General features: G+C 41.4%; 16 protein-coding genes. 12 read left to right on the top strand and 4 right to left on the bottom strand.

Annotated elements, in window-relative coordinates; all coding sequences use genetic code 11:
* The first annotated feature begins 10 nt into the window (after window positions 1-10).
* From SY85_RS13735 to SY85_RS13725, 3 genes are all read left to right on the top strand, one after another.
* Window positions 11-1,141 carry a formylglycine-generating enzyme family protein gene (locus SY85_RS13735; protein WP_066405394.1) on the top strand — a complete coding sequence of 377 codons (1,131 nt, stop codon included), beginning with the start codon at window positions 11-13 and terminating at the stop codon, window positions 1,139-1,141.
* A gap of 122 nt (window positions 1,142-1,263) precedes the next feature.
* Window positions 1,264-3,093, top strand: a complete 1,830-nt coding sequence (locus SY85_RS13730) for a beta-N-acetylhexosaminidase (protein WP_082886441.1) — start codon at window positions 1,264-1,266, stop codon at window positions 3,091-3,093.
* Window positions 3,094-3,324: 231 nt separating this feature from the next.
* On the top strand, window positions 3,325-4,749 hold the full coding sequence (locus tag SY85_RS13725; RefSeq protein ID WP_066405392.1) for a glycoside hydrolase family 125 protein: 1,425 nt from the start codon (window positions 3,325-3,327) through the stop codon (window positions 4,747-4,749).
* A 308-nt stretch (window positions 4,750-5,057) separates the two neighbouring features.
* On the opposite strand, the gene SY85_RS13720 is transcribed toward SY85_RS13725, so the two are convergent.
* Together SY85_RS13720 and SY85_RS13715 are read right to left on the bottom strand one after the other, a co-directional pair.
* Window positions 5,058-5,768, bottom strand: coding sequence for a LytR/AlgR family response regulator transcription factor (locus tag SY85_RS13720; protein ID WP_066405391.1), 711 nt, complete (start codon window positions 5,766-5,768; stop codon window positions 5,058-5,060).
* A complete protein-coding gene (locus SY85_RS13715; RefSeq protein WP_066405389.1) occupies window positions 5,765-6,796 on the bottom strand; it encodes a sensor histidine kinase in 1,032 nt (343 codons plus the stop codon). Before SY85_RS13715 ends, SY85_RS13720 begins: the two co-directional genes overlap by 4 nt.
* 164 nt (window positions 6,797-6,960) lie before the next feature.
* Between SY85_RS13715 and SY85_RS13710 the strand changes: the two genes are divergently transcribed.
* From SY85_RS13710 to SY85_RS13670, 9 genes are all read left to right on the top strand, one after another.
* Entirely contained in the window at window positions 6,961-9,357 is a 2,397-nt protein-coding gene (locus SY85_RS13710) for an outer membrane beta-barrel family protein (protein WP_066405387.1), read from the top strand.
* Between the two features lie 284 nt (window positions 9,358-9,641).
* Complete coding sequence (locus SY85_RS13705) at window positions 9,642-11,315, top strand: UxaA family hydrolase (protein ID WP_226998832.1); 1,674 nt, start codon at window positions 9,642-9,644, stop codon at window positions 11,313-11,315.
* 79 nt (window positions 11,316-11,394) lie between these two features.
* Complete coding sequence (locus tag SY85_RS13700) at window positions 11,395-12,159, top strand: SDR family NAD(P)-dependent oxidoreductase (RefSeq protein ID WP_066405385.1); 765 nt, start codon at window positions 11,395-11,397, stop codon at window positions 12,157-12,159.
* A gap of 121 nt (window positions 12,160-12,280) precedes the next feature.
* On the top strand, window positions 12,281-13,135 hold the full coding sequence (locus tag SY85_RS13695) for a fumarylacetoacetate hydrolase family protein (RefSeq protein WP_066405383.1): 855 nt from the start codon (window positions 12,281-12,283) through the stop codon (window positions 13,133-13,135).
* On the top strand, window positions 13,125-13,952 hold the full coding sequence (locus tag SY85_RS13690) for an amidohydrolase family protein (RefSeq protein ID WP_066405382.1): 828 nt from the start codon (window positions 13,125-13,127) through the stop codon (window positions 13,950-13,952). The genes SY85_RS13695 and SY85_RS13690 overlap by 11 nt, the downstream gene beginning before the upstream one ends.
* A gap of 8 nt (window positions 13,953-13,960) precedes the next feature.
* Complete coding sequence (locus tag SY85_RS13685; RefSeq protein ID WP_066405381.1) at window positions 13,961-14,749, top strand: L-fucose dehydrogenase; 789 nt, start codon at window positions 13,961-13,963, stop codon at window positions 14,747-14,749.
* 74 nt (window positions 14,750-14,823) lie between these two features.
* Window positions 14,824-15,570 carry a (Fe-S)-binding protein gene (locus SY85_RS13680; RefSeq protein ID WP_066405380.1) on the top strand — a complete coding sequence of 249 codons (747 nt, stop codon included), beginning with the start codon at window positions 14,824-14,826 and terminating at the stop codon, window positions 15,568-15,570.
* Window positions 15,555-16,928, top strand: a complete 1,374-nt coding sequence (locus SY85_RS13675) for a lactate utilization protein B (RefSeq protein ID WP_066405379.1) — start codon at window positions 15,555-15,557, stop codon at window positions 16,926-16,928. Before SY85_RS13680 ends, SY85_RS13675 begins: the two co-directional genes overlap by 16 nt.
* Entirely contained in the window at window positions 16,925-17,530 is a 606-nt protein-coding gene (locus tag SY85_RS13670) for a LutC/YkgG family protein (protein ID WP_082886439.1), read from the top strand. Before SY85_RS13675 ends, SY85_RS13670 begins: the two co-directional genes overlap by 4 nt.
* Window positions 17,531-17,628: 98 nt before the next feature.
* Here SY85_RS13670 and galB read toward each other — a convergent pair whose 3' ends face one another.
* Together galB and SY85_RS13660 are read right to left on the bottom strand one after the other, a co-directional pair.
* Window positions 17,629-20,178 carry a beta-galactosidase GalB gene (gene galB, locus SY85_RS13665; RefSeq protein ID WP_066405378.1) on the bottom strand — a complete coding sequence of 850 codons (2,550 nt, stop codon included), beginning with the start codon at window positions 20,176-20,178 and terminating at the stop codon, window positions 17,629-17,631.
* A 34-nt stretch (window positions 20,179-20,212) separates the two neighbouring features.
* Window positions 20,213-23,560 (bottom strand): glycoside hydrolase family 38 N-terminal domain-containing protein, encoded by a 3,348-nt coding sequence (locus SY85_RS13660; protein ID WP_082886437.1) that lies wholly within the window; start codon window positions 23,558-23,560, stop codon window positions 20,213-20,215.
* Window positions 23,561-23,667 lie beyond the last annotated feature (107 nt).

Genomic DNA, 23,667 nt, shown 5'->3' with positions numbered 1-23,667 from the left:
AGATATCGCTATGAAGAGTAAGAGAACTAAGTATAAAAGTGTTCATATACTATCGGGCCTGATGGTATTGGGTGTGTTGAGTGCTTGTAACTCGGCACCGGTACAAGAAGCAGCCATTGAAAAAGACAGCTTGCTGTCTTGTGAAAGCCATGTGCCTTCGCGCTTTGGTGTTACAGCTGGTGTCGATCAGGAAGTAGCTGCAGGCGAATTCTCAAAAGAGGGAATGGTTTATATAAAAGGTGGAGACTTTTTGATGGGCGCTGCTGACAATGAAGGAAGACCGGATGAATATCCGCAACATAAAGTGAAAGTTGATGGTTTCTGGATGGATGAAACTGAAGTGACCAATGCGCAATTTGAAGCCTTTGTAAAAGCTACTGGTTATGTAACTACAGCAGAACAAGCGCCGGATTGGGAAGAGCTGAAAAAGCAACTGCCTTCTGGTACGCCCAAGCCGGCTGATAGCTTGTTAGTGGCAGCTTCATTAGTGTTCACGCCTCCGGCTCACGCAGTGCCACTCACAGATATTACGCAATGGTGGAGTTGGGTTAAAGATGCCGATTGGAGACATCCGCAAGGGCGCGGTAGTAGCATTAAGGGAAAAGAAAATTATCCCGTAGTACACGTAAGTTGGTTCGATGCAACTGCCTATGCAAAATGGGCAGGAAAACGATTGCCTACAGAAGCTGAATGGGAATATGCTGTAAGAGGCGGGGCGCAAAATCAAAAGTATTTCTGGGGTAATGAGGATGTAGAAGCGGGTAGTCCTAAGGCCAATACCTGGCAGGGACAATTCCCCAATTTAAATACGCAGTGGGATCATTTTGAAAGAGCTGCCCCCGTTAAATCCTTTGCGCCGAACGCTTATGGTTTGTATGATATGGCGGGTAATGTGTGGGAGTGGTGTAATGATTGGTATAATGAAGGGTACTACCAGCAAAGTGCAGCCGAAATAGCAAATAATCCAAAAGGCCCTAACCAGAGTTTCGATTCCATGGAGCCAACCGTTCCTAAAAAGGCCATTCGTGGTGGCTCATTCTTATGCAACGCATCTTATTGCAAAGGATACCGCGCAAGCTCCCGAATGAAAACCTCACCTGATACAGGTATGGAGCACACCGGATTTCGTTGCGTTAAATAAGATTATAGATAGTTCATCGGTAGGAGTATCGTGGCAAATGCCATATATACATTCTTTCATAGCATTGCTTTTTAATGCCATTACAACTTGTTTTTTCTCATATACGATTATATTAATTTATTATGTTTAGAACGTTAACTAAGATTGTTTGTATGCTGGGTTCAGTATGGTTGCCCATGCAAGGTTTTTCGCAGCTTAATATTATACCTCAGCCTGCAGAAGTTATTATTTCTTCAGCGCCGGATTCATTCGCCATCACATCCAAAACCGTGTTGGTGGTTGAACAACCTGAATTGCAGCCATCTGCCGACTTCTTTAATAATTACCTAAAAGAGGTGTATGGTTTTACATTGAAGACCAGCAAAAAGGCAGTGGCCAATAACGCTATTGTATTAAGCCGGTCCAAAGAAGATGGCAGCGTTTCTGGTGCTTATCACATGAGCATTGGTAAAGAAACTATTACTATAAAAGCCAACGATGAAAGCGGTGTTTTTTATGGTATGCAAACACTAGTACAAGTGCTCCCTGTTCAAAAGTCTTTATCATTAAACATGCCTCAGGCACAAATCAATGATGCGCCTCGCTACCAGTACCGTGGTATGCATTTGGATGTGGCACGTCACTTCTATCCTGTTGATTTTGTAAAGAAGTATATCGATTACCTGGCCTTGCATAAAATGAATGTTTTCCATTGGCATTTAACCGACGATCAAGGCTGGCGCATTGAAATCAAGAAGTATCCAAAGCTAGCCGAGGTAGCTGCTTATCGCGATGGTACTATCATCGGTCATTTCCCAGGTACAGGGAATGATGGTAAACGTTATGGCGGTTTCTATACGCAAAAGGAAATTAAAGAGGTGGTACAGTATGCCGCCAAGCGTTACATCACTATTATTCCGGAAATTGAAATGCCTGGTCATGCTTCAGCCGCATTGACAGCTTATCCGGCCTTAGGTTGTTCCGGAGGCCCATATAAAGTACAACAAACCTGGGGTGTGTTCAACGAAGTGTATTGCGCTGGGAATGATTCTGTATTTGCATTCTTGCAGGACGTGATTGATGAAGTGCTGCCTTTATTCCCTTCTAAAGTGATACATATCGGCGGTGACGAGTGTCCAAAAGAAAGCTGGAAAAAATGTGTCCGTTGCCAGCAACGTAAAAAGGAGAATAACCTGAAAGATGAGCATGAACTGCAAAGCTATTTTGTGCAGCGCATGGAGAAGTATTTGAACAGCAAGGGCCGCACGCTAATGGGCTGGGATGAGATACTGGAAGGCGGTTTAGCACCCAATGCTGTTGTGATGAGCTGGCGTGGTGAAAAAGGTGGTATTGAAGCAGCTAAACAAAAACACGAAGTGATCATGACGCCTAACTCGCCTCTTTATTTTGACCACTACCAAGGCAAGGCTTCTGAAGAACCATTGGCCATAGGCGGCTATAATACGTTGGAAAAAGTATACGCTTACAACCCTACACCCAAAGAGTTATCTGCAGAGGAAGGTGTATATATTAAGGGCGTGCAGGCAAATATTTGGACTGAATACATTCCAACAACGCAACAGGTAGAATATATGCTGATGCCTCGTTTAGCTGCATTGTCTGAAGTAGCATGGACACAGCCAAGTCAGAAAAGCTGGGATGGCTTTAAGCAACGTATGGAAACGCAATACCAGCGCTACAGTGCCTTAGGAGTCAATTATGCAAAGAGTGCTTACGATGTACGTCCTACCGTATTGCTAGAAACAGCAGCATCCAAAGCAACTGTAACATTTGCTACTGATAGCTATACATCACAAATTTATTATACACTGGACGGCTCAGAGCCTACTATGAATGCAAAGAAGTATACCAAGCCCTTTGAAGTGCGTAAATCCGTTACCATTAAGGCCGCTAGTTTTAATGAAGGAAAGCAATTAGGAAAAACGTCTTCACAGCAAGTGATTTTGAACTAAAAAATGCGATGTGTCTGACGGACCGAATTTAAGTCAGAAAGCATCTATAAATTATCCTTCTATCTTCATGGTTCTTTAGCAACGGGTGTCTTTGGACGCCAGACGCTAAAGAACCATTTTTATTGGGAATGGGTGAGGTGATGTACTGCAGGGATAAAGCATAGCAGTAAACTAATGCCGCTAGCTAACTTTAATTGGGTTGATTACTAATAGTATTTAAAAAGAAGTTTTATGCAACGGAGTGAATTTCTGAAACACACTGGTTTACTGGCTACTGGTCTACTACTACAAAAGATTCCTTTTGCTGCTGGCTGGGATGATTTTCCAGTAGTGCGCACACCCTTTGATAAGCGAAAGTTTCACAGCGCAGCGGTGGAAGCAGTGATCAATGAGTTTAAGCAGAAGACAGCCAATAAAGAGTTGGGGTGGTTATTTGAGAACTGCTTGCCGAATACGTTAGATACTACAGTTGATTTTGAGATGATCAATGGTAGGCCCGATACGTATGTTATCACAGGCGATATTGATGCTATGTGGCTGCGGGATAGCTCTGCGCAAGTATGGCCTTACCTGCAGCTGTTAAAACAAGATGCCTCATTGCAGCAGTTGATTGCCGGTGTGATCAATCGGCAAACGCATTGCATTTTAAAAGATCCCTATGCCAATGCTTTTTATAAAGATGAAAATAAGGTGAGTGAATGGAAGGAGACTGATATCACCAAAATGAAGCCCGGTGTACATGAGCGCAAGTGGGAGATCGACTCCCTATGTTATCCTATTCGCTTAGCCTACCAGTACTGGAAGGTAAGTGGTGATACAGCACCGTTTGACTCCAACTGGAAACAGGCGATCCGCGCTACTTTGCAAACATTCAAAGAACAACAGCGAAAGGAAGGGCGTGGTCCTTACAGTTTTCAGAGGAAAACATCATGGGCTACTGATGGTGTACCCTTAGGTGGTTATGGCTACCCGGTAAAACCAGTAGGACTTATCTGTTCTATGTTTCGACCAAGTGATGATGCTACCGTTTTTCCTTTCTTAATTCCATCCAATCTCTTTGCTGTTGTTAGTCTGAAGCAGGCAGCAGAAATGATGTTACAAATAGCAAAAGATCAACAACTGGCGAACGAGCTGCTGATACTGGCGAAAGAAGTTGAAACGTCATTACAGCAGCATGCTATCATTAATCATCCCCAATTTGGGAAAGTGTATGCTTATGAGGTAAATGGTTTCGGCAGCTTTAACTTGATGGACGATGCCAACGTACCCAGTTTGCTGGCTTTACCTTATCTAGGTGCTGTAAAGAGTAATGATCCTATTTATCTCAATACCCGAAAGCTATTGCTTTCAGAAAGCAATCCCTTTTACTTTAAAGGAAAGGCGGCAGCGGGTATAGGCGGGCCTCATACCGGCATGGATATGATCTGGCCAATCAGCCTTATTATACAAGGAATTACCAGCAACAGTGACACAGAAATTAAAAACTGTATAGAAACACTGCGAAGTACCCATGGGGGAACCGGCTTTATGCACGAGTCTTTTCATAAAAACGATGCAAAGAAGTTTACCCGAACCTGGTTTGCCTGGGCCAATACGTTATTTGGGGAGTTCTTATGGAAAGTGTATAAGCAGCGACCAGAACTTCTAATGAAATAAGCTGTGCTTTTCTGATAAGGCGTTTGCTATATTATAAAATTTTGTGTCGTATTTTACTGATGAGCTTGTAGTTGAAATTCTAATCTTTTATGTTTGTGCAAAGAAGTAGCTGACCAGATTTATAGTATCAGGCTAACTGCTTATTGCAATCTTTTTAATAAAAGTTTTAGGGTGTTTATTTACTGCCTTTTAGGAAAGACCCTGCATCTCTATGTGGGGTCCTTTATTGTTAGCTTAAACAAGAGGCCCCGCATTGTTTTCAGTTCTAGTGGTATATATTTTTTCCAGAAATTCAGAAGCTTACACTCTTATCCAAATTTGTTCGCATCAACGGTATTAAAGAAAACAGGTTTATAGGTGTCACCAATGGGAATGATATGTTTCCGGATGTAAATTCTGTTACGTTCTATTATTTCGATCTTATTCAGTGCAATTATAAAAGACTTATGTACCCGCATAAACAAATTGCCGGGTAGTTCGTTTTCAAGGTTTTTTAAGTTCTCAAGCACAATAAGTTTTTCGGTTTTGGTTTGCACGCTTATATAATCCCTCAATCCTTCAATAAATAGAATGTCTTCAAGTAGTATCCGTACTAAACGATTGTCAGTCTTCAAAAAGATAAAATCTTTTTGTTTGGTTTCATTAGCAGCGACAGGTAAACTGTTAGAGAAGTAGTCCTTTGCCTTGGCTGCTGCTTTTAAGAACCTATCATAGGTGATTGGTTTCAATAGATAATCCAAAACATTGTGTTCATACCCTTCCATTGCATATTCACTATACGCGGTTGTTAGAATATACCGGCATTTTTCACCTGCAATTTTCATCAATTGGATGCCAGTTAGTTCTTTCATTTGAATGTCCGAAAACACCAGGTCCACCTTGTTGTCATGGAGAAAATTAATGGCTTCAATTGGCTTTGTAGTGCTATATATTAATTCCAGGAAAGGCGTTTTCTTTACGTAGTCCTCGATCAATGCGAGAGCCCAAGGTTCATCATCTATTACAATGCATTTAATCATTTAAAGTTGATTTCAAGTTCAGCATTGTAATACTCACCGTCAATGCCAGTATGAATAATATGGTTCTGTGGGTAAAGTAAATTTAATCTTCGTTTTAAATTGCTTAGTCCCGTTCGCGTACTCTCAACATCTTTGCCGGCATCATTTATTTTATTTCTACAGCTGTATATAAGCTTTTCATCCTCAATATTTAAATCGATTTCAATTGGCTTATTGTTCTCATCTGCCACTCCATATTTAAAAGCATTTTCAATAAAGGGAAGCAAAATAAAAGGTGCAATCTCTTTGTTTTTAGTGTCACCGGATATATTCATTTTTACAGCGCCACCACCGGGATAACGCAGTGCATTCAAATCAATTGAACTCTTTAAATATTCTATTTCCTTTTCCAGTTCCACCTTTTCTTTTGCCAGATCAGTTGTCATATAGCGCATTAGTTCACCCAGTTTTTGTATGGCAGGCAGGGCTTTATCCGATTGGTGATATACCAACGAATAAATATTATTGATGGTATTGAAAAGAAAATGCGGATTTATTTGGGCACGCAAAAAGTTGATTTCTGCTTCAGCCTGTTGTTTTTGCAATTCATTTCTTTCTTCGATTATTTTAGCATTGTTTACCACCAGCCAGATTAACGAAGAAGCTACAATATACCTTCCGCCATAGTAAATATTATCAAATACATAGTAAGTTAAGGTTGTGCCGAGTGTATAATTTCTTACACCTAAGAAATAGGGATATAAAAGCTCTTCAACTGCATAGCGGAGAAAAATATAGATTAACAACGCAATAAGAGACCAGAGTACTACAGCCCCTGTTTGCCTTTTGCTTTTAAATAGCTTAGGCATTACAAAAAAGTATTGAAAATAAAAGGTGGCTGCGCCTATAAAGAATTGAGAGATTTCTAAAGGGTTAAATAGTTTTTTGAATTCAACGGGGTCGCGCCACATGTACTGATAAACGAGTGGTGCGAAAATGAACCAGACCCAATACACGAGGTGTGTTATTCTTTCATACCGTTTTGCCATACACTAAAATTATTCATTCTTTTTATTGCTCCTGTTTTAATCTGCAAACGGGTTGTTTTCATCTGCAAACTACTCTTTGGGCTTTGTCGGACTAAATAGGGCGTTTGCAGAAAAGACGACAGACACTTTTCTAAGGTGTCTTCCTTTGTCAAAAATTAGTCAATATGAAACTTTGGGCAACGATAACGTTTACCCTGATTAATTCCGCCATTTGTGCCCAACAGGTATCAATTCGTGGCCAAGTACTTGACCAAATGCAGAAGGGAATAAATGCTGCAAACATTATACTCAAAAACACATCGCTACAGCCGGTGAAAGGAACCATTTCATCTGCTGATGGCTCATTTTATTTTGAAAAGATAACGCCTGGTTCCTACACTATTGTTACCACTTCTGTAGGCTATAATTTGTCCACTTTAAATATAGTCCTGCAAAAAGATACAGCTTTTGTAATTGCGCTTAGCCCATCGGCAAAATCACTCAAAGAAGTGGTAGTGACTTCTTCAAAGAAACTATTTGAAATGAAGCCAGATAAAATCGTTTTGAATGTTGAAGGAAATGCGCTTGCCATTGGGAACAGTGTTTTTGATGTCATCCGGAAAGGGCCCGCTGTAAAAACTGATAAAGACGATAACCTATTAATGAAAGGGGTTTCTACTGCAATTTTTATAGATGGGAAACAGAGCTTTTTGTCGGGCAATCAGTTGACGGAATATTTGAAAAACCTTCCTGCTGAAACCGTTTCTTCCATAGAGTTTATCACAAACCCTGGAAGCAAATATCCTGCTGAAGGCAACGGCGGCATTATCAATATACGCTTAAAGAAAAATACGCTATATGGAACAAATGGGCAGGCTTCAATCGGTTTAGGTTACGGCCGTTATCCAAAATATAGAACAGCGTTTAGCTTAAATCATAGAAGTAAAGACCTGAACCTATTTGGTAGCAGCAGTATTTCATACAGTAAATCCTACAACGAATTAACGTATAACAGCAGAATCGTTAACGGCAATGAAATAGGCTACCAGGATCGAAATAATTATTGGAACCCGAGGACCATGTGGCAAAGTTATAAAGCAGGGCTTGATTACAACATCAGCAAGAAAAGCTTGATAGGTTTTGTCTTCAATCTGGAAGTGGATAAGGATACGACTGTGACAACCAATAAATCTTCGTTTAGTAATGATCAAAAAATGCTACAGAATAGTATCAACAGTATAAAAAAGTCAAGACAAGGCCTAAACACCTTCAGTGCAAACATTAACTTCAAAAAAACGATAGATACATTAGGTTCTGAGTGGGCAGTAGACGTGGACTATTCATTGTATAGCAGAAAGGAGCATAGCCTTAATGAGAATGTTTTTAACGACCAGAATGAGATGAAGTTGAGAAATGATTTTGTGTTTTTTAATCAGCAGCCAGCCCGGGTTCAGTTACTTGCCTTTAAAACAGATTATTCTAAGATTTTGAATGCCACCTCAAAACTGGAATTAGGTTTTAAACTTAGCCGCGTAAATACGGATAATAACCTGATCTCTGATACCCTTACTACTCAAGGTTGGTCACCCGATTTCAATGTGTCTAATCATTTTATACTAGATGAAACCATTGCTGCAGGCTACGCTACCTATTCAGGCAAGTTGAACGAATTGGAATATCAAATTGGTTTTCGTTCTGAACATACAACCACAAGAGGTAATTCAAAAACGTACGATCAAATTACAAAGCGGAACTATCTCGACTTCTTTCCCACCGTATTTCTGAGAAAGAAATTAGGTGATAATAGTGACTTGACTTTTGGCTATGCCAGAAGGATCAGCAGACCCGGTTACAGCAGTTTAAACCCATTTGTTAATTACATTGACCCTTATACAAGGTTTGAAGGAAACCCTCATCTTAATGCAGCCTATAGTAACAACTTTGAAGTAAAGCACAATTATAAACAATGGCTTTTTTCTTCAGTCTCCTACTATGTGGCCACCAGCAATATTATTAATACCATCTTGCAAGACAATAGTACTAAGGTTATAGTTAACAAGCCTCAGAATGCCGGGAAGTTGTCAGCGCTACGATTGGATGTTATGGCATCTACTACTTACAAATGGTGGTCTGCTTCAACCAATATCGGCATTGGTTATGGTCATGGTGTTTCCACCCTTACTGATTATTCGTATGATACAAGATCTTTTAATGGTGATTTCTCTACGAATCATAGTTTCACACTGCCACATAATATGAAACTGTTACTTGATGGTTATTATAGTTTGCCGGAAAAAAGTGGTTTGGCACATTTGAAGTCTGGATATGCAGTGAACATAGGTGCGCAGAAATCATTTTGGAACAATAAAGCCACAGTCAAATTAAACTGTAATACATTATTGGGCCTATCCCAATACAGGGCGCATTATATAGGTAGCGGCTTAGACATTCGTTGGGTAAATGAATGGGAGGGACGGCGCATCAATTTGAACTTCAGTTATAAGTTTGGAAATCAAAAACTAAAGGCCGCTCGAAATAAGACAGGTGCTTTGGAGGCTGAGAAAGGCAGGGTTAGTTTTTAATGCCCATGTCAGTTAAAACAGGGCCAACTGCTATTCAAAGTCTAAATTGGGTAGTGAAGTTATTGCTTACATGCCCCAGCCTCATGGTTGGGGCTTTTGCATTCGTTGCAGCATCTGCATTGCTACAGCTGAAAATTGTTTTATCCATCAAAGTTGGTGGTTCCTCCATTTTATAAGAATTGGCGTATTGTGAATTTTAAAGTTTGTTGACCGAATAGTTTTTATAGCGCAAATGAGATTTGGATAAAGTATGTGATTTAAACTATTTATGAACTTTTAATACAATGACAGCAACTATTATGACGGATGCAGCTCCTAATATGCAACAGTATTTAAAAATACACCCAGACGATAACGTGCTGGTGGCATTAAGGGATTTGCCTTCCGGAATGCCGATAAGCTTTAATGGTGAAGCTTTTACCTTACTGGAGAACATTAACGCCAAGCATAAGTTCTTTGTTCAGGATATGAACACTGATGATGACGTGATTATGTATGGCGCGTTGGTTGGAAAAGTGCAGACGAACATACAGAAAGGTAGTTTGATGACAACCACAAATACCAAGCATGCGGCTGGTGAATATGCCTACAGAGGGGTAAACTATCAATGGAGTGCACCGGATGTTTCAAAATTTGAAAGCCGCACCTTTAATGGGTATAAGCGCAAAGACGGAAGGGTTGGAACGGCTAATTACTGGTTGTTTATTCCAACCGTGTTTTGTGAAAACCGAAACCTGGACATCATAAAAGAGGCTCTGCATAAAGAACTCGGCTATGCGGTATCGGATAAGTACCAGCAGTATACCAAGCAAGTGCTACAAGCTTATAAAGAAGGAAAGAATGTAGAGCGCTTCGATTTTAACCCGGTTTCAACTCAAGCTAAAGAGCGGTTTTTCAAAAATATTGATGGTATAAAATTTCTTAACCATACAGGTGGATGTGGCGGCACGCGCCAGGACGCTGCCACGTTAGGAGCTTTATTGGCAGCTTATGCAGACCACCCCAACGTGGCGGGTGTCACCATCTTAAGCCTGGGGTGTCAACACCTTCAATCGGAGATGCTTTTAGAAGATCTGAAAAAGCGAAATCCAGACTTCGATAAGCCGTTGCTTGTTTTTGAACAGCAACTAACAGAAAGTGAGGAACAGTTGATTTTTGATGCCATCCGCGAAACGTTTTTGGAAATGGTGGAGGTTAATAAAATCGAAAGAGAGCCTGCACCTTTAAGTGCACTTTGTGTTGGCGTAAAATGTGGTGGAAGCGATGGCTTTAGCGGTATTTCGGCTAATCCTGCAGTAGGTTATACTTCTGATCTCTTGGTTGGGTTAGGCGGCAAAGTACTGCTGGCTGAATTTCCAGAGCTATGCGGGGCCGAGCAGGAGTTAATTGATCGTTGTACCAATGAGGATGTTGCCAATCGTTTTATCCATTTAATGCGTTCGTACAACGAGCTGGCCATGAAGGTGGGATCAGGTTTTCATATGAACCCTTCTCCCGGTAATATCAAAGATGGATTGATTACCGATGCTATTAAGTCAACAGGTGCAGCGCGTAAGGGCGGCACATCACCAGTTGTTGATGTATTGGATTATACAGAGCCAGCTACAAAGCCCGGTTTAAGCCTTGTTTGTACACCGGGGAATGATGTGGAAGCAACAACAGGTAAAGCGGCATCGGGCGCTACTTTAATTCTCTTTACTACAGGTTTAGGTACACCTACGGGCAATCCGGTATGTCCAACCATTAAGGTGGCGACGAACTCTAAGCTGGCAAAGCATATGGCTGATATCATAGACATTGATACGGGGGGCATCATTGAAGGAGAAAAAACGATTGAAGAAATGGGGGAGGAAATCCTGGAATATTGTATCAAGGCCGCAAGCGGCGAAATAATTCCCAAGTCTGTATTGCTGGGACAGGACGATTTTATACCATGGAAACGAGGCGTGTCTCTTTAATACTGTACTAAGCTCCGTTTGAAAAATAGGTGTAAAGCAGTACATTAATAAAATAGTAATAACAAAGACTTTAGAAGTTATGTTTAGACTTGAAGGCAAAACAGCCGTAATTACAGGCGCAGGAAGCGGTATTGGAAAAGCAGTGGCATTACTGTTTGCAAGACAAGGAGCAGAGGTACATGTAGTAGATCTGAATGATGAAGCGTGCCGATCTACTGTTGTAGAAATAGAATCCGAAAACGGCAAAGCGGTAGCGCAGGTATGTAATGTAACCAATCAGCAAGAAGTGAAGAATACATTTGAAAAGATTGGCAAAATTGATGTTCTCGTTAATAGTGCTGGTGTAGCACATATCGGTAATGTAGAAAATACCTCGGAAGCTGATTTTGATCGTGTTTACCAGGTCAATGTAAAAGGAGTCTATAATTGTTTGCAAGCTGCTGTATCCATGATGAAACAGCAGGGAAAAGGCGTTATTCTTAACCTGGCTTCCATCGCCAATAATGTTGGTTTGCCAGACCGCTTTGCCTATTCCATGAGTAAGGGCGCTGTATATGCCATGACGCTATCTGTGGCAAGGGACTATATTAAGGAAGGCGTTCGTTGTAACTGTATCTCTCCGGCACGTGTGCACACGCCGTTTGTGGACGGCTTTTTAGCGCAAAACTACCCTGGCCAAGAGAAAGAGATGTATGAGAAGCTTTCTAAAACGCAGCCAATTGGCCGTATGGCTAAATCCGAAGAGGTAGCTCATCTTATATTGTATTTGTGTTCTGATGAAGCCTCCTTTATTACGGGTTGTGATTATCCCATTGATGGAGGGTTTATAAAATTGAACAATTAAAACTAAGGCAGTATCTGTAGATCGCAATCGTTCTGAATACACAAAAATTGTTGGTTAAGAATAAAGTCGATTTGCCGATTTACAATTCGCATTTTTAGAAATTAATAAGCAAGAACGAATTATGAAACTTATACGTTTTAGAGAAAACGGTAAAGAAAAGCCCGGCGTTATTATAGATGAACGTTACTATGATGCTTCGGTTTTTGGCGAAGATTATAATGAAGTATTCTTTGAGACAAATGGATTGGAGCGGTTAAAAAACTTTATTGAGAACGACAGTGCTCAATTAAAAGAGCTCTCAAATGATATCACTCTTGCGGCACCTTTTCAACGACCTTCTAAGATTGTGTGCATAGGTTTGAACTACGCTGATCATGCCAGGGAAACAGGTGCTGCGCTTCCACCAGAACCAGTGATCTTTCTGAAGTCAACTACAGCGCTTACAGGGCCCAATGATCAAATTATTATTCCTATGTACTCCCAAAAAACAGATTGGGAAGTGGAGTTGGCTGTTGTGATAGGCAAGAAAGCCAGTTATGTAGAAGAAGCCAACGCTATGGAATATGTAGCTGGTTACTGCCTGCATAATGATGTTAGCGAAAGAGAATTTCAATTAGAAAGAAATGGAACATGGGATAAGGGAAAAGGCTGTGATACCTTCGCACCCATTGGCCCTGTCTTGGCTACAAAGGATGAAATAGCAGATGTTGACAACCTACGCTTATGGCTTAGCGTAAACGGCCAGCTAATGCAGGACGGCAATACCGCCAACTTCATTTTTAAAATTCCATTTATTGTTTCATACGTTAGCCGGTTTATGACCTTGCTGCCCGGCGATGTGATCTCAACCGGAACACCTGCTGGCGTTGGTTTAGGAATGAACCCCCAGGTGTATTTAAAGGAAGGTGATGTAGTAGAATTAGGAATTGACGGCTTAGGTACATCCAAGCAAAAGGTAGTGGCGTATGCGAATTGATGCCCATCAGCACTTTTGGCAATTTGATCCAGTTAGGGACAGCTGGATCACCGATTATATGGCTGTTTTGCAACGTGATTTTATGCCTGCCGATTTACATCCTTTTCTAACACAAAATGGTTTTGATGGATGTGTGGCTGTGCAGGCTGACCAGTCTGAAAAAGAAACAGAATTTTTAGTTCAACTGGCAAGCAAAAATGATTTTATCAAAGGGGTTGTTGGTTGGGTAGATCTTCAGGCAGACACTATTAATGATAGGTTAGCCTATTATAAACAGTTTGATATTGTAAAGGGATTTCGGCATATCCTGCAAGGCGAAAGCCAAAGAGATCTGATGTTGATGCCGCGTTTCAAAAAAGGTATAGCGGCTTTGCAACAGTTTGGCTTTACCTATGATGTCTTGATCTTCCCTGACCAATTGAAATATGCTAATGAATTGGTTGGCCAACTGCCCGATCAAAAATTTGTAATCGATCACCTTGCAAAACCTCCCATAAAAGAACAGAAGATAGCGCCTTGGCGGGAAGAACTTTTTCAGATTGCGCAACATGAAAATCTGTATTGTAAATTATCAGGATTAGTGACGGAGGCCGATTGGCAGAACTGGAAGAAAGATGATTTTAAATGCTACATGGATGCGGTAGTAGAAGCGTTTGGCGTGAACCGGATCCTATTTGGAACCGATTGGCCAGTATGCCTGGTGGCGGCCTCCTACAAGCAAACAGTAGATATTGTACAGGATTATTTCGCTGCCTTTACAGAAGAAGAACAACAAAAAGTTTTCGGTAAGAACGCGGTTCGTTTTTATAACTTATAAAAGGGCAAATGGATCTTCAATTAAAAGACAAAGTAATTATCGTTACTGGCGGTGCCAAGGGAATAGGGGAAGGTATTGTTCGATTATTGGCAGAGGAAGGCGCACACACTTTTGTTGTGGGCAGATGTGAAGCCGATAATAAGCAGCTGGTTGAAGAACTAAGATCCTCTTGGAAGAAAGTAGATTATGTGGTGGCAGAATTGACCCGCCCCGATGACTGTGAAAAAGCCGTAAGAGAAGTAATCAAAAAAGCAGGAAGACTAGATGGACTTGTAAATAATGCCGGAGAGAATGATAACATAGGGCTAGAGCATGGCGATTATGAAAAGTTTATGGCGAGCCTTCATAAAAATCTGGTACATTATTATTTGATGGCACAATACGCACTTCCTGAATTGATTCGTTCAAAAGGAGCCATCGTAAATATTAGTTCAAAAACAGCTGAAACCGGTCAAGGCAATACATCGGCTTATGCAGCATCTAATGGTGGCCGTAATGCTTTGACAAGAGAGTGGGCTGTGGAATTATTAAAATATGGTATTCGGGTAAATGCCGTTGTAGTGGCAGAGTGTTTTACACCGCTTTATGAAACCTGGATCAATACATTAAGTAATCCGGAGGAAAAACTAAATGAAATCGCTTTACGAGTTCCTTTAGAGAATCGAATGACCACGACAGAGGAAATTGCCAATACGGTTGCTTTTCTCTTGTCTAATAAATCCAGCCATACCACAGGACAATTAATTCATGTGGATGGGGGGTATGTTCATCTGGACAGGGCTTTGGCTAATTCCTGAATTCTTATTATGAAATTAGATAGTCCTCTTTTAAATCCTACCCGTTGTCAAAGAACAGCAAAGTGAAATAGCTAATGAAGGTTGCCCTGTTTATTCCCTGTTATATTGATCAATTTTTCCCTAAGGTAGCAATAGCTACCCTGCAGGTACTTGAGAAAGTCGGTTGCGAAGTGTTTTATCCAGTAAATCAAACTTGCTGTGGCCAGCCCATGGCAAATGCTGGTTATGCTTCGTTAGCCAACAGCTGTAATAAAAATTTTATTCAAAACTTTTATGGGTTTGATTATATCGTTAGTCCATCCGGAAGTTGTGTGGCGCATGTAAAGGAGCATCTGCACTATAAGCCGAGAGAGAAAGAAGCCGCTATTATGCGAAATAATGTTTATGAGCTAACTGAGTTTTTGACCGATGTAGTAAAGGTCGTTAACGTAGGTGCCTATTTCCCGCATAAGGTAGGATTACATACAAGTTGTCATGGACAACGAATGCTAGGGCTTTCATCCATGTCAGAACGGGTTGGGCCAAGTTTTTCTAAACCAGAACAACTATTAAATGAAGTAAAAGGGTTACAGCTAATGAGGCCTGCCCGCGTTGATGAATGTTGTGGTTTTGGGGGAACTTTTTGTGTAACAGAGGAAGCGGTTTCTGTGCGAATGGGCCAAGACAGAATCAGGGATCATGCAGCGAATGAGGTGGAATATATTACAGGTGGAGATGTAAGTTGCCTGATGCATTTAGAGGGTATTTTAAAACGCCAGAAAAGTAGAATCAAAGTGGTGCATATAGCTGAAATACTGAATACAAAATGGAGCATAAAATAAAGGATCATAGCAATGCTGCCGCTCGGTTTTTAAAAGACGAAGAACGGGCCACCTGGCACGATGAAACGCTTTGGTTTGTGAGGTCTAAAAGAGACAAGGCTGCTCAGCAACTTCCTGAGTGGGAATCCTTACGTGAAATGGCCTCCGGAATTAAGGCCCACACACTTTCTCATTTAGACAAATATCTTTTAGCGTTTGAGGCTAAGGCTAAAGCTAACGGCGTGCATGTACATTGGGCAACGGATGCTGAAGAGCATAACCGCATTGTGTATTCTATTTTAGCGAAACACAAGGCAAAGAATGTAGTGAAGAGTAAATCCATGCTTACTGAAGAATGTGGCTTAAATCATCATTTGGAAAGCCAGGGGATTTCAGTTGTTGATACCGATCTGGGTGAATACATTGTTCAACTACGCAAAGAACAACCCAGTCATATTGTTTTGCCAGCCATTCATTTAAAGAAAGAAGATGTAAGTAATACCTTTCATGAGTGCTTGCAAACTGAAAAAAATAATTTTGATCCTGCCTACTTGACGAACTCCGCAAGAATAGTTTTGCGTGAAAAGTTTTTGGAAGCCGATGCTGCTATTACGGGTGTTAACTTCGCTGTAGCAGAAACGGGTAGTATTGTTATTTGTACCAATGAAGGCAATGCCGATTTGGGCGTTCATAGTGCTCCACTTCACATTGCTTGCATGGGCATTGAAAAGCTCATTCCCAAGGCAAAACATTTAGGGATCTTTCTTCGCTTGCTGGCGCGTAGTGCAACAGGGCAGCCTATTACAAGCTATTCAAGTCATTTCCGTCGACCCCGAAAAGGACAAGAAATGCATATTGTCCTGGTGGATAACGGTCGCACGCAGCAATTAGGAAGAAAAGATTTTAAAGACTCCTTAAAATGTATTCGTTGCGGTGCTTGTTTAAATACCTGCCCTGTTTATAGAAGGAGTGGTGGACACAGTTATCATAATTCCGTTGCTGGCCCAATTGGTGCTATCCTTGCGCCTAATTTAGATATGCGAAAGAATGCCGACCTGCCGTTTGCCTCAACCCTTTGTGGTTCGTGTACCAATGTCTGTCCCGTTAAGATTAATATCCACGAACAGTTATGGAGCTGGCGACAAATCCTGATGAAGGAATGGTATGGTAGTCCTGCTAAAAAAGCATCTATGAAAGCAATGGCTTTTGTGCTTTCTCGTCCCCGCATGTATAAACTCAGTGGAAAGATTGGCAGAAAGATTATGCAGTGGCTACCAGGGCTGGTCAATAACCGATTAAACCCCTGGCATAAAAACAGGGAGATGCCTCAGGCCCCAAGGCAAAGTTTCAATGAGTGGTATGAAAAAAATAAAAGATGATAAGTAGTCGCGAGAAAATACTGAAAGCTATCAGAGGGTGTGAGCTAGAGAACAAGCATTTACCTTCTCTGAATTTTGGTGAATGTAAACAGGAAGATCTATTGGCTAAGTTTAGTCAAACACTTGCTGCTATTGGAGGGCGTTGCAGGAAAGTAGGTGGCGTTGAACAGATAGATGCCTACATACAGGAAGCAGGAAGCAAGTATCCCTGCATCATTAATGCAGTGAGCGAATTGCGGGGCTTCAATATCATTGACTTTGTAAACGCAGATGCCAGAACCTTGGCGAGTACAGCAATTTTTATTGTAAGAGGCAGTGTTGCTATAGCAGAAAATGGTGCTATTTGGGTGACAGAAAAAAACATTGGTAATCGCTCGTTACCATTTCTTTGTCAGCATTTGATAATTGTGGTTACAGAAGAAGATCTTGTTGTTGACATGCATGATGCCTATGAAAAAAATGCAATAGACATAGACGGCTACGGTGTATTTATTGCCGGTCCTTCAAAAACTGCGGATATTGAACAATCTCTGGTAATTGGTGCTCATGGGCCTTTGAGCCTGGAGGTATTTATAATAGAAAGCAGTTCCAATAAACCGTAAATCTTATTGGGAATTAAAAAGATTGAGCTGCCTGTTGTTAGGAAAATTCATGAAGAAAGGCAGTGACTTTTTCTGAGTCACTGCCTCCGCACAATTTATTATTGAACCTGGATCTTTGTTGTTCCTGTAGTTAAGCCTTTGCTTTCAGCCTTAATCGTAATAGGCCCTTTAGCTCCTTTTTTTGCTTTTACTATCACTAATGCCATTCCGTTAAACGCTGGGCGGTCATGGCTTTGAAAGGGTACAAAACTGGTGGCGTCACCATTATCAGTTGCCATTATTTCTCCTGCTCCTTCTACAGAGAAATGAATAACAGGGTGGGAACGTGGCACCATTAATCCTTCAGTGTCTGTTACTTTCACCGTAATAAAGCATAATTCATTATCCTGTGAATGGATCACAGAACGATTAGCGGAAAGTGCAAGCTTTGCCATTTCGCCTGTTGTTTTTACCTTATCTGTTGCCCACTGCTTTCCGCTTTTATAACAGATCACTTTCAGCTCACCCGGTGTATATTTTACATCATCCCAAATTAAGCGAAAATCTTTTCCGGCCTCCTTGGTTTTGCGCCCCAGGCTTTTGCCATTTAAAAACAGTTCGGCTTCATCGCCTGAAGTGTACACATGCACAGGTGTGAAGGAGTCCATTCTTTCGGGCCAGTTCCAGTGAGGGAAAATATGTGCTACAGGAAAATCGGGACGCCATTGCGATTGATAACTATAAAAACGGTCTTTGGGAAATCCAGCTAAATCAATAATACCAAAATAACTGCTTCTTGATGGTGGGTTCTTTTGACGCAATAACTCCAACTGTTTTTCCAATTCCTCTTTTTTAGAGGAGTCCGTCCGGAAGTTGAGCAGGTTGGTTTCATCTGAATTGTAAGGCGTCGGTTCTCCCAAATAATCAAAGCCCGTCCATACATATTCACCTAGCAGGTGCGGATATGTTGCATTGGTTTTGAACTGTTCGTCTGGTGAACAACCCCAACCCGGCTTTGCATAATCATACGATGATATTTGCCAGTTTTGATAGTCGTTATTTCCAAAGAAATATTCACCACGGGAAGTAACGCAGGAAGAGGTTTCACTACCAATGGTGGGCTTGTTGGTATAACGAGGATCTGCATCCCATTTGGCTTGCTGACCAAAAAAATAATTTACGCCCATGATATCGAGGGCTACGGCGGCGCCTGACTTGCGGCCACCATTCGGGTCATTATAGCCATTGGAAACCGGGCGCGTAGGATCTTCCCGGTGTACAATATCTACTAAGTGTTTGGTGAGTTCTACATTTTGCTGTTCATTGACTTCATTGCCAATGGACCAGATGAATACGGAAGGGTGGTTGCGGTCGCGGTGGACCAAGGCCGTTAGATCTTTTTCATGCCAATGATCAAATAATTTGTTGTAATCATTTTTACGTTTTCCAGTTTTCCACGCATCGAACGCTTCATCCCAAACCAGGAAGCCCATTTTATCTGCCAGTTCCAGTAATTCTGGTGCCGGTGGATTATGAGACGTACGCAATGAATTACAGCCCATTTCCTTCAGCATTTTCAACTGACGGGTTAAGGCGCTCAAATTAAATGCGGCTCCCAATGCACCCAGGTCATGATGGTTACATGTGCCTTTTATCTCCACCCGTTTACCATTTAATAAAAAACCATTGCGGGCAGTAAACTCCAATGTGCGAATACCAAATGGTGTATGGTAGGTATCAATGATTTTACCGTTAATGCTGATCGTCGTTTGTGCTACATACCTGTTAGGTGTTTCAATATTCCAAAGCTTGGGATTGGCAACATTTACCTGTGATTCGGCCATTTTATTTTCACTGCCGTTCACCTCCACCACAGTTTCTTTCATTACGGCCACTTTTTTGGTTGGCCTGTTGGTAGCATCCAATTCAAACAAAGTAGTCAGTACGTTTGCTGTTATTGCTTTTTCCGATTGGTTGCGCACGGTAACCGCAATGTTTACCAAGGCACTCTTGTCTGTGATTTGAGGCGTGGTAATAAAAGTGCCCCAATGATCCACATGCACCGGGTTTGTTTTTACTAACCATACATGACGGTAAATACCAGCGCCTGGATACCATCTGGAATCCCAGTTTTCCGTATCCAGACGAACGGCTAAGACATTTTCTTTACCGGGTTGAATAAAGGGCGTTAGATCCATGCGGAACGAAGTATAGCCATACGGCCAGGTACCAACATATTTTCCATTGAGCCAAATCTTTGCATTGGCCATTGCTCCATCAAAATCGACAAAGATTTGTTTGCCGGCATCTGTTGCAGGCACTACAAAATGTTTCCTGTACCAGCCTATTCCTTTCCAGGGCAACTTGCCTGTAGCGCCATCTAATTCAATCCGGAAGGGGCCGGTAATGGCCCAGTCGTGCGGTAATGTTAACGGCTGCCAGGTACCATCGTTGAGACTAGTTGTTTCCAAACCTGCCGGTTCTTCTATTTTGGAGCCATCGGCTTGTAAACCATAGCGGGCAAACAGCCATCCATCATCAAAAGAAACCGTATTCGCGGCTCCCATTCTTTTAATGGGTCGGCTTTGTGCAGACACATAATTATATCCTGTTGTAACAAAGAGTAAGATCAATAGTATGCAACCTAAAAGCGATCGTTGATAATTCATTTTTTTAGCTTGTTCTTATTTATATACGTTTTTGTTATTGGGTAATTTTAAATTCCATTACCCCCATTCCTGCCAGGGTGATTGGTTCATTAACAGAGAATTTTTTTCCAGTTCCAAGGTGGATCACTTGTGATGGTCGCATTTTTTTCCACAGGAAATTGGTTTGCTCAGTAGATGCTTCAGGATTATAAAGCCTGATTACAATACTTCCATCTTCCTGTGGTGTTAGGCTGGTAACAACAATGCGGTTATTCGATAGATCAAACAATCCGTCTGCGAATGTTACCTGTTCTTTAACAGGCAATGCCAGCAATGGCTGACTGAAGGAAGCGCCTGCTTTTTCTGTTTCAGTATAACTGAATGGGCCATGGGGTTTCAATGCATAGCGGAAATGACTCACACCATCCTGATCGGCTTTATAGTTGGTGTGCCAATAATTGTTCATTACATAGCTAAACCATGTAGCTGTAGGACTTCCTGTTTTTTTCCATTCCTTATGCGTTTGATTAATGGTTTGGCGTTCATCTATGATAGCGCCTGGTTCAACCAAGGGCGCTTCCAGCAACATCCATTGTATTCCTTTATCTGCCGTTGAAACATCTAGCCACCGGCGGCTGTATAAATAATCCATATTGGAGCCCGGCAACTGGTTGGCCAAGTATTGCATTGATCCGTACCCAGCATCCAGGGTTACTTTATTCAATGATGGATGAAGGGGGAACCCAAAATGTACACCTTCCTTTTGACGAACGGCTTTTTTATCAATAAGGTTATCAATCATCACCTCGTTACTTCCTGCATACAATGTTATTTTCCGTTCTAAGCGGTTGGCGCCGGGTGCATCGCTAAGTAGTACAAGAGAAAGGACCAACGGACCGTTTTCCAATACTTTTACCTGCACATGGCTGTTGGTAAGAGCATCCGTTGGATTAAAACCTGGAACATACCAATAGCTATTCAAACCCTGTTTATTAAAAGAACCTGCAAAATTGAAGCTGCCGTTTTCCGTTAGGTTGGTAATACTTCCCTGCTGATCCCACTCCATTCGTATCTTATCATTTGCCACAGCATTATTTGTAACAGTGAAGTTGTTTTTTATTGCATCCGCTTCCTCATTTGTTATTGTATAAACAGCTGCTCCAAGTGCTGGTACCTGGTTGGCCATGAATACATATGTACCGTTGCTTAATTTTTGAAGTGGCCATTTTTTGCCCACTGCGTCTCTTACTGATTTGCCATTTATAGTGGCTGGAATTGTTACCATTCCGCTTCTGGCCCATGAAGAGGTGTTGACTACCGCTATGCGTTTTGATAGAGAGTCGGTGAGAGGGGCTAATAGATTTTTCTCCAACTCATTAATCTGCTTATCCCCATCCAGCATGAATTGTTTTTTAATTTGCCATTGTTCTGTTACAAATGGAATATCAGGATCGGTAATGCTGTTGTAGGCTCCCCAGGTATGTTCATGAAATAGAAGTATATTTTTCCATGCTTCATAAAAGCTGGATGGTTGGTATTTCTTTGCATCCAGTATAGCGTACAAGGTTGTTAATTGTTGTAAGCGCAAGCTGTTTACCCTGTTCTTACCTTCTTCATAAGCGGTAGAGATAGCACCATCTTCCCAATAGGGTGTAATGTCGCCTTTTACTACAGGTAGGCTGTTGCCATATTTTTGCTCAAACGCTTCAAAAAGTTTGTCTGTTGTGTTCAATACAATTTTGGGTGACGCGTATTTTTTATTCCATTGGTCTACAAAATCAGAAATACTGGGATCAATTGGTCCGTTGTCGGAAACAATATTATATCTCCATTGTACCATTTCATACGGATAGTTCTTGTCGGTTAGTTCATTCAGATAGGCTGCAATTTTTTTAGCACCCTTATCAAATACGCCGCCAACAGGTGTTCCGTGCCAGGAAGAATAACCTTTTCCTGCCGTCCAGAATAAAACCTTTTCTTCACCTGAGGGCGACGCCCACCATACCGGTTTGTCGCCCCAGGTTTTTACAAAATGGCCAACCCTGTCACCACCATAAGGGTGGGTTTCGCCCAGGAAATTAGGGCCACTTGAAAAATATCGAATGCTTCCTTTTGCTAAGCCGGTTACTGTTGTCCAGGCATATCCGGGAATATCAGATATCATAGCACTGTTGATCTTCACTCCGTATTGTTTGCGTAATTGTTCCGCATAATCGGTATAATGAAAAACCTCTTCCGGTTGGCTGAGTCCTGTAAGTATATTTGCATACAAGCCCGATAAGCAAATACTTCCTTCTTTTACTGCGTTGATAAATCTTTCCGTTTGTGCCGGGCTTGCCTGTTTTAAATAATTTTCTACCGCCCACAACGATTCGATATTCCATTTAAACCTTGCTTCCTTTGCCAGGTTCTTTGTCGCATCGATCATGTGTAAGGCATCGTCAATGTTTTTTATATGGATTTTTAAAACTTCCGGTTGCAAATGCGAGTAACCAATATCCGTATGTGAATGATGAATGAAATGCAGCTCCCGATGAACCACTGGTTTTAGAAGAACATACTTGCTTACCATCACGTTTTTACCTGCCGAAACCTGGATGAACACACTGTCGTTTTTCTGAACAGCATTTACTGGTATGTCAAATGTGTTGACACCATCCTTTATGAGAAATGAGTGATTTCCTTTGCGGTTGACCTTTACTTGGAGGTGTTGGTCTTTTCCAAAATGAAGTGCCGTTAAAACAACAGGTTGTTTTCCGCTTTTAAGCATAAAGGGTACTGGTGCTACCTCCACTTTCTCTTCAAAAGAAAACTTAAAGGTCATGTACCAGTCATTGCTGTTTTGGGCTTGTCCAACAACTTTAATTTTAACCGGTTCACCTGGCTTAAGCTTGCTTACAGGCAAACGCAAGAAAGCCAGCCCATGTGCATCATTCGCTGCGTCTCTTTTTGTTTGCTGAAAAACAATTCTTGAGCTGTCGGTTGCTGCAAAACTCCAGTTAGGATTTTGATGGTTGGGTGTAGTGGTAAAGGTTAGGACTTTATGATCATTCACGTATAAGTCAAAATTCCGGTCCCCTTTACTGGTTCCTGAAGAGTGTGCTGCCACCCAACTGAAGTATACATAATTCCCCTTTATGTTTTTGGGTACCGGTGCTGTTTCCCATTCAATCACTTTATTACCATCGGTACAGCGGGTTAATAATGCAACGGTGGCATAATCGGGGTAAGCGGAGAAATAGCCAATGTTTTCGCCAGTAATTTCTTTTGCATAGCCATTAATCCACTTTATTTCGCCAAAGTAAGGTACTGACTTTTGTGCCGTTGTTTGTTGTGTAAACAGGAAGGCTGTGAAAACTAAAAAGCTGTGTTTAATCGTTTTGAAAACGTTGTTGGGCAGCATAATTCATTATTTATTATAGATGTCTGTTTATGGACAGTTTGAAATCAGTTAAGCAAGTACTCTGTCTTCCATTGCATTCCCTTGACTAAATTAATTACAATGCATGC

The sequence above is a fragment of the Flavisolibacter tropicus genome (assembly GCF_001644645.1).
Classification (GTDB): domain Bacteria; phylum Bacteroidota; class Bacteroidia; order Chitinophagales; family Chitinophagaceae; genus Flavisolibacter; species Flavisolibacter tropicus.
Note: the sequence above shows the minus strand (reverse complement) of the source record. Positions and strands in the feature narration are given on the sequence as shown.

Bases quoted from the DNA above. Each gene is read 5' to 3' on its own strand.
- SY85_RS13735 (WP_066405394.1), top strand. From the start codon at position 11: ATGAAGAGTAAGAGAACTAAGTATAAAAGTGTTCATATACTATCGGGC.
- SY85_RS13730 (WP_082886441.1), top strand. From the start codon at position 1,264: ATGTTTAGAACGTTAACTAAGATTGTTTGTATGCTGGGTTCAGTATGG.
- SY85_RS13725 (WP_066405392.1), top strand. From the start codon at position 3,325: ATGCAACGGAGTGAATTTCTGAAACACACTGGTTTACTGGCTACTGGT.
- SY85_RS13720 (WP_066405391.1), bottom strand. From the start codon at position 5,768: ATGATTAAATGCATTGTAATAGATGATGAACCTTGGGCTCTCGCATTG.
- SY85_RS13715 (WP_066405389.1), bottom strand. From the start codon at position 6,796: ATGGCAAAACGGTATGAAAGAATAACACACCTCGTGTATTGGGTCTGG.
- SY85_RS13710 (WP_066405387.1), top strand. From the start codon at position 6,961: ATGAAACTTTGGGCAACGATAACGTTTACCCTGATTAATTCCGCCATT.
- SY85_RS13705 (WP_226998832.1), top strand. From the start codon at position 9,642: ATGACAGCAACTATTATGACGGATGCAGCTCCTAATATGCAACAGTAT.
- SY85_RS13700 (WP_066405385.1), top strand. From the start codon at position 11,395: ATGTTTAGACTTGAAGGCAAAACAGCCGTAATTACAGGCGCAGGAAGC.
- SY85_RS13695 (WP_066405383.1), top strand. From the start codon at position 12,281: ATGAAACTTATACGTTTTAGAGAAAACGGTAAAGAAAAGCCCGGCGTT.
- SY85_RS13690 (WP_066405382.1), top strand. From the start codon at position 13,125: ATGCGAATTGATGCCCATCAGCACTTTTGGCAATTTGATCCAGTTAGG.
- SY85_RS13685 (WP_066405381.1), top strand. From the start codon at position 13,961: ATGGATCTTCAATTAAAAGACAAAGTAATTATCGTTACTGGCGGTGCC.
- SY85_RS13680 (WP_066405380.1), top strand. From the start codon at position 14,824: ATGAAGGTTGCCCTGTTTATTCCCTGTTATATTGATCAATTTTTCCCT.
- SY85_RS13675 (WP_066405379.1), top strand. From the start codon at position 15,555: ATGGAGCATAAAATAAAGGATCATAGCAATGCTGCCGCTCGGTTTTTA.
- SY85_RS13670 (WP_082886439.1), top strand. From the start codon at position 16,925: ATGATAAGTAGTCGCGAGAAAATACTGAAAGCTATCAGAGGGTGTGAG.
- galB (WP_066405378.1), bottom strand. From the start codon at position 20,178: ATGAATTATCAACGATCGCTTTTAGGTTGCATACTATTGATCTTACTC.
- SY85_RS13660 (WP_082886437.1), bottom strand. From the start codon at position 23,560: ATGCTGCCCAACAACGTTTTCAAAACGATTAAACACAGCTTTTTAGTT.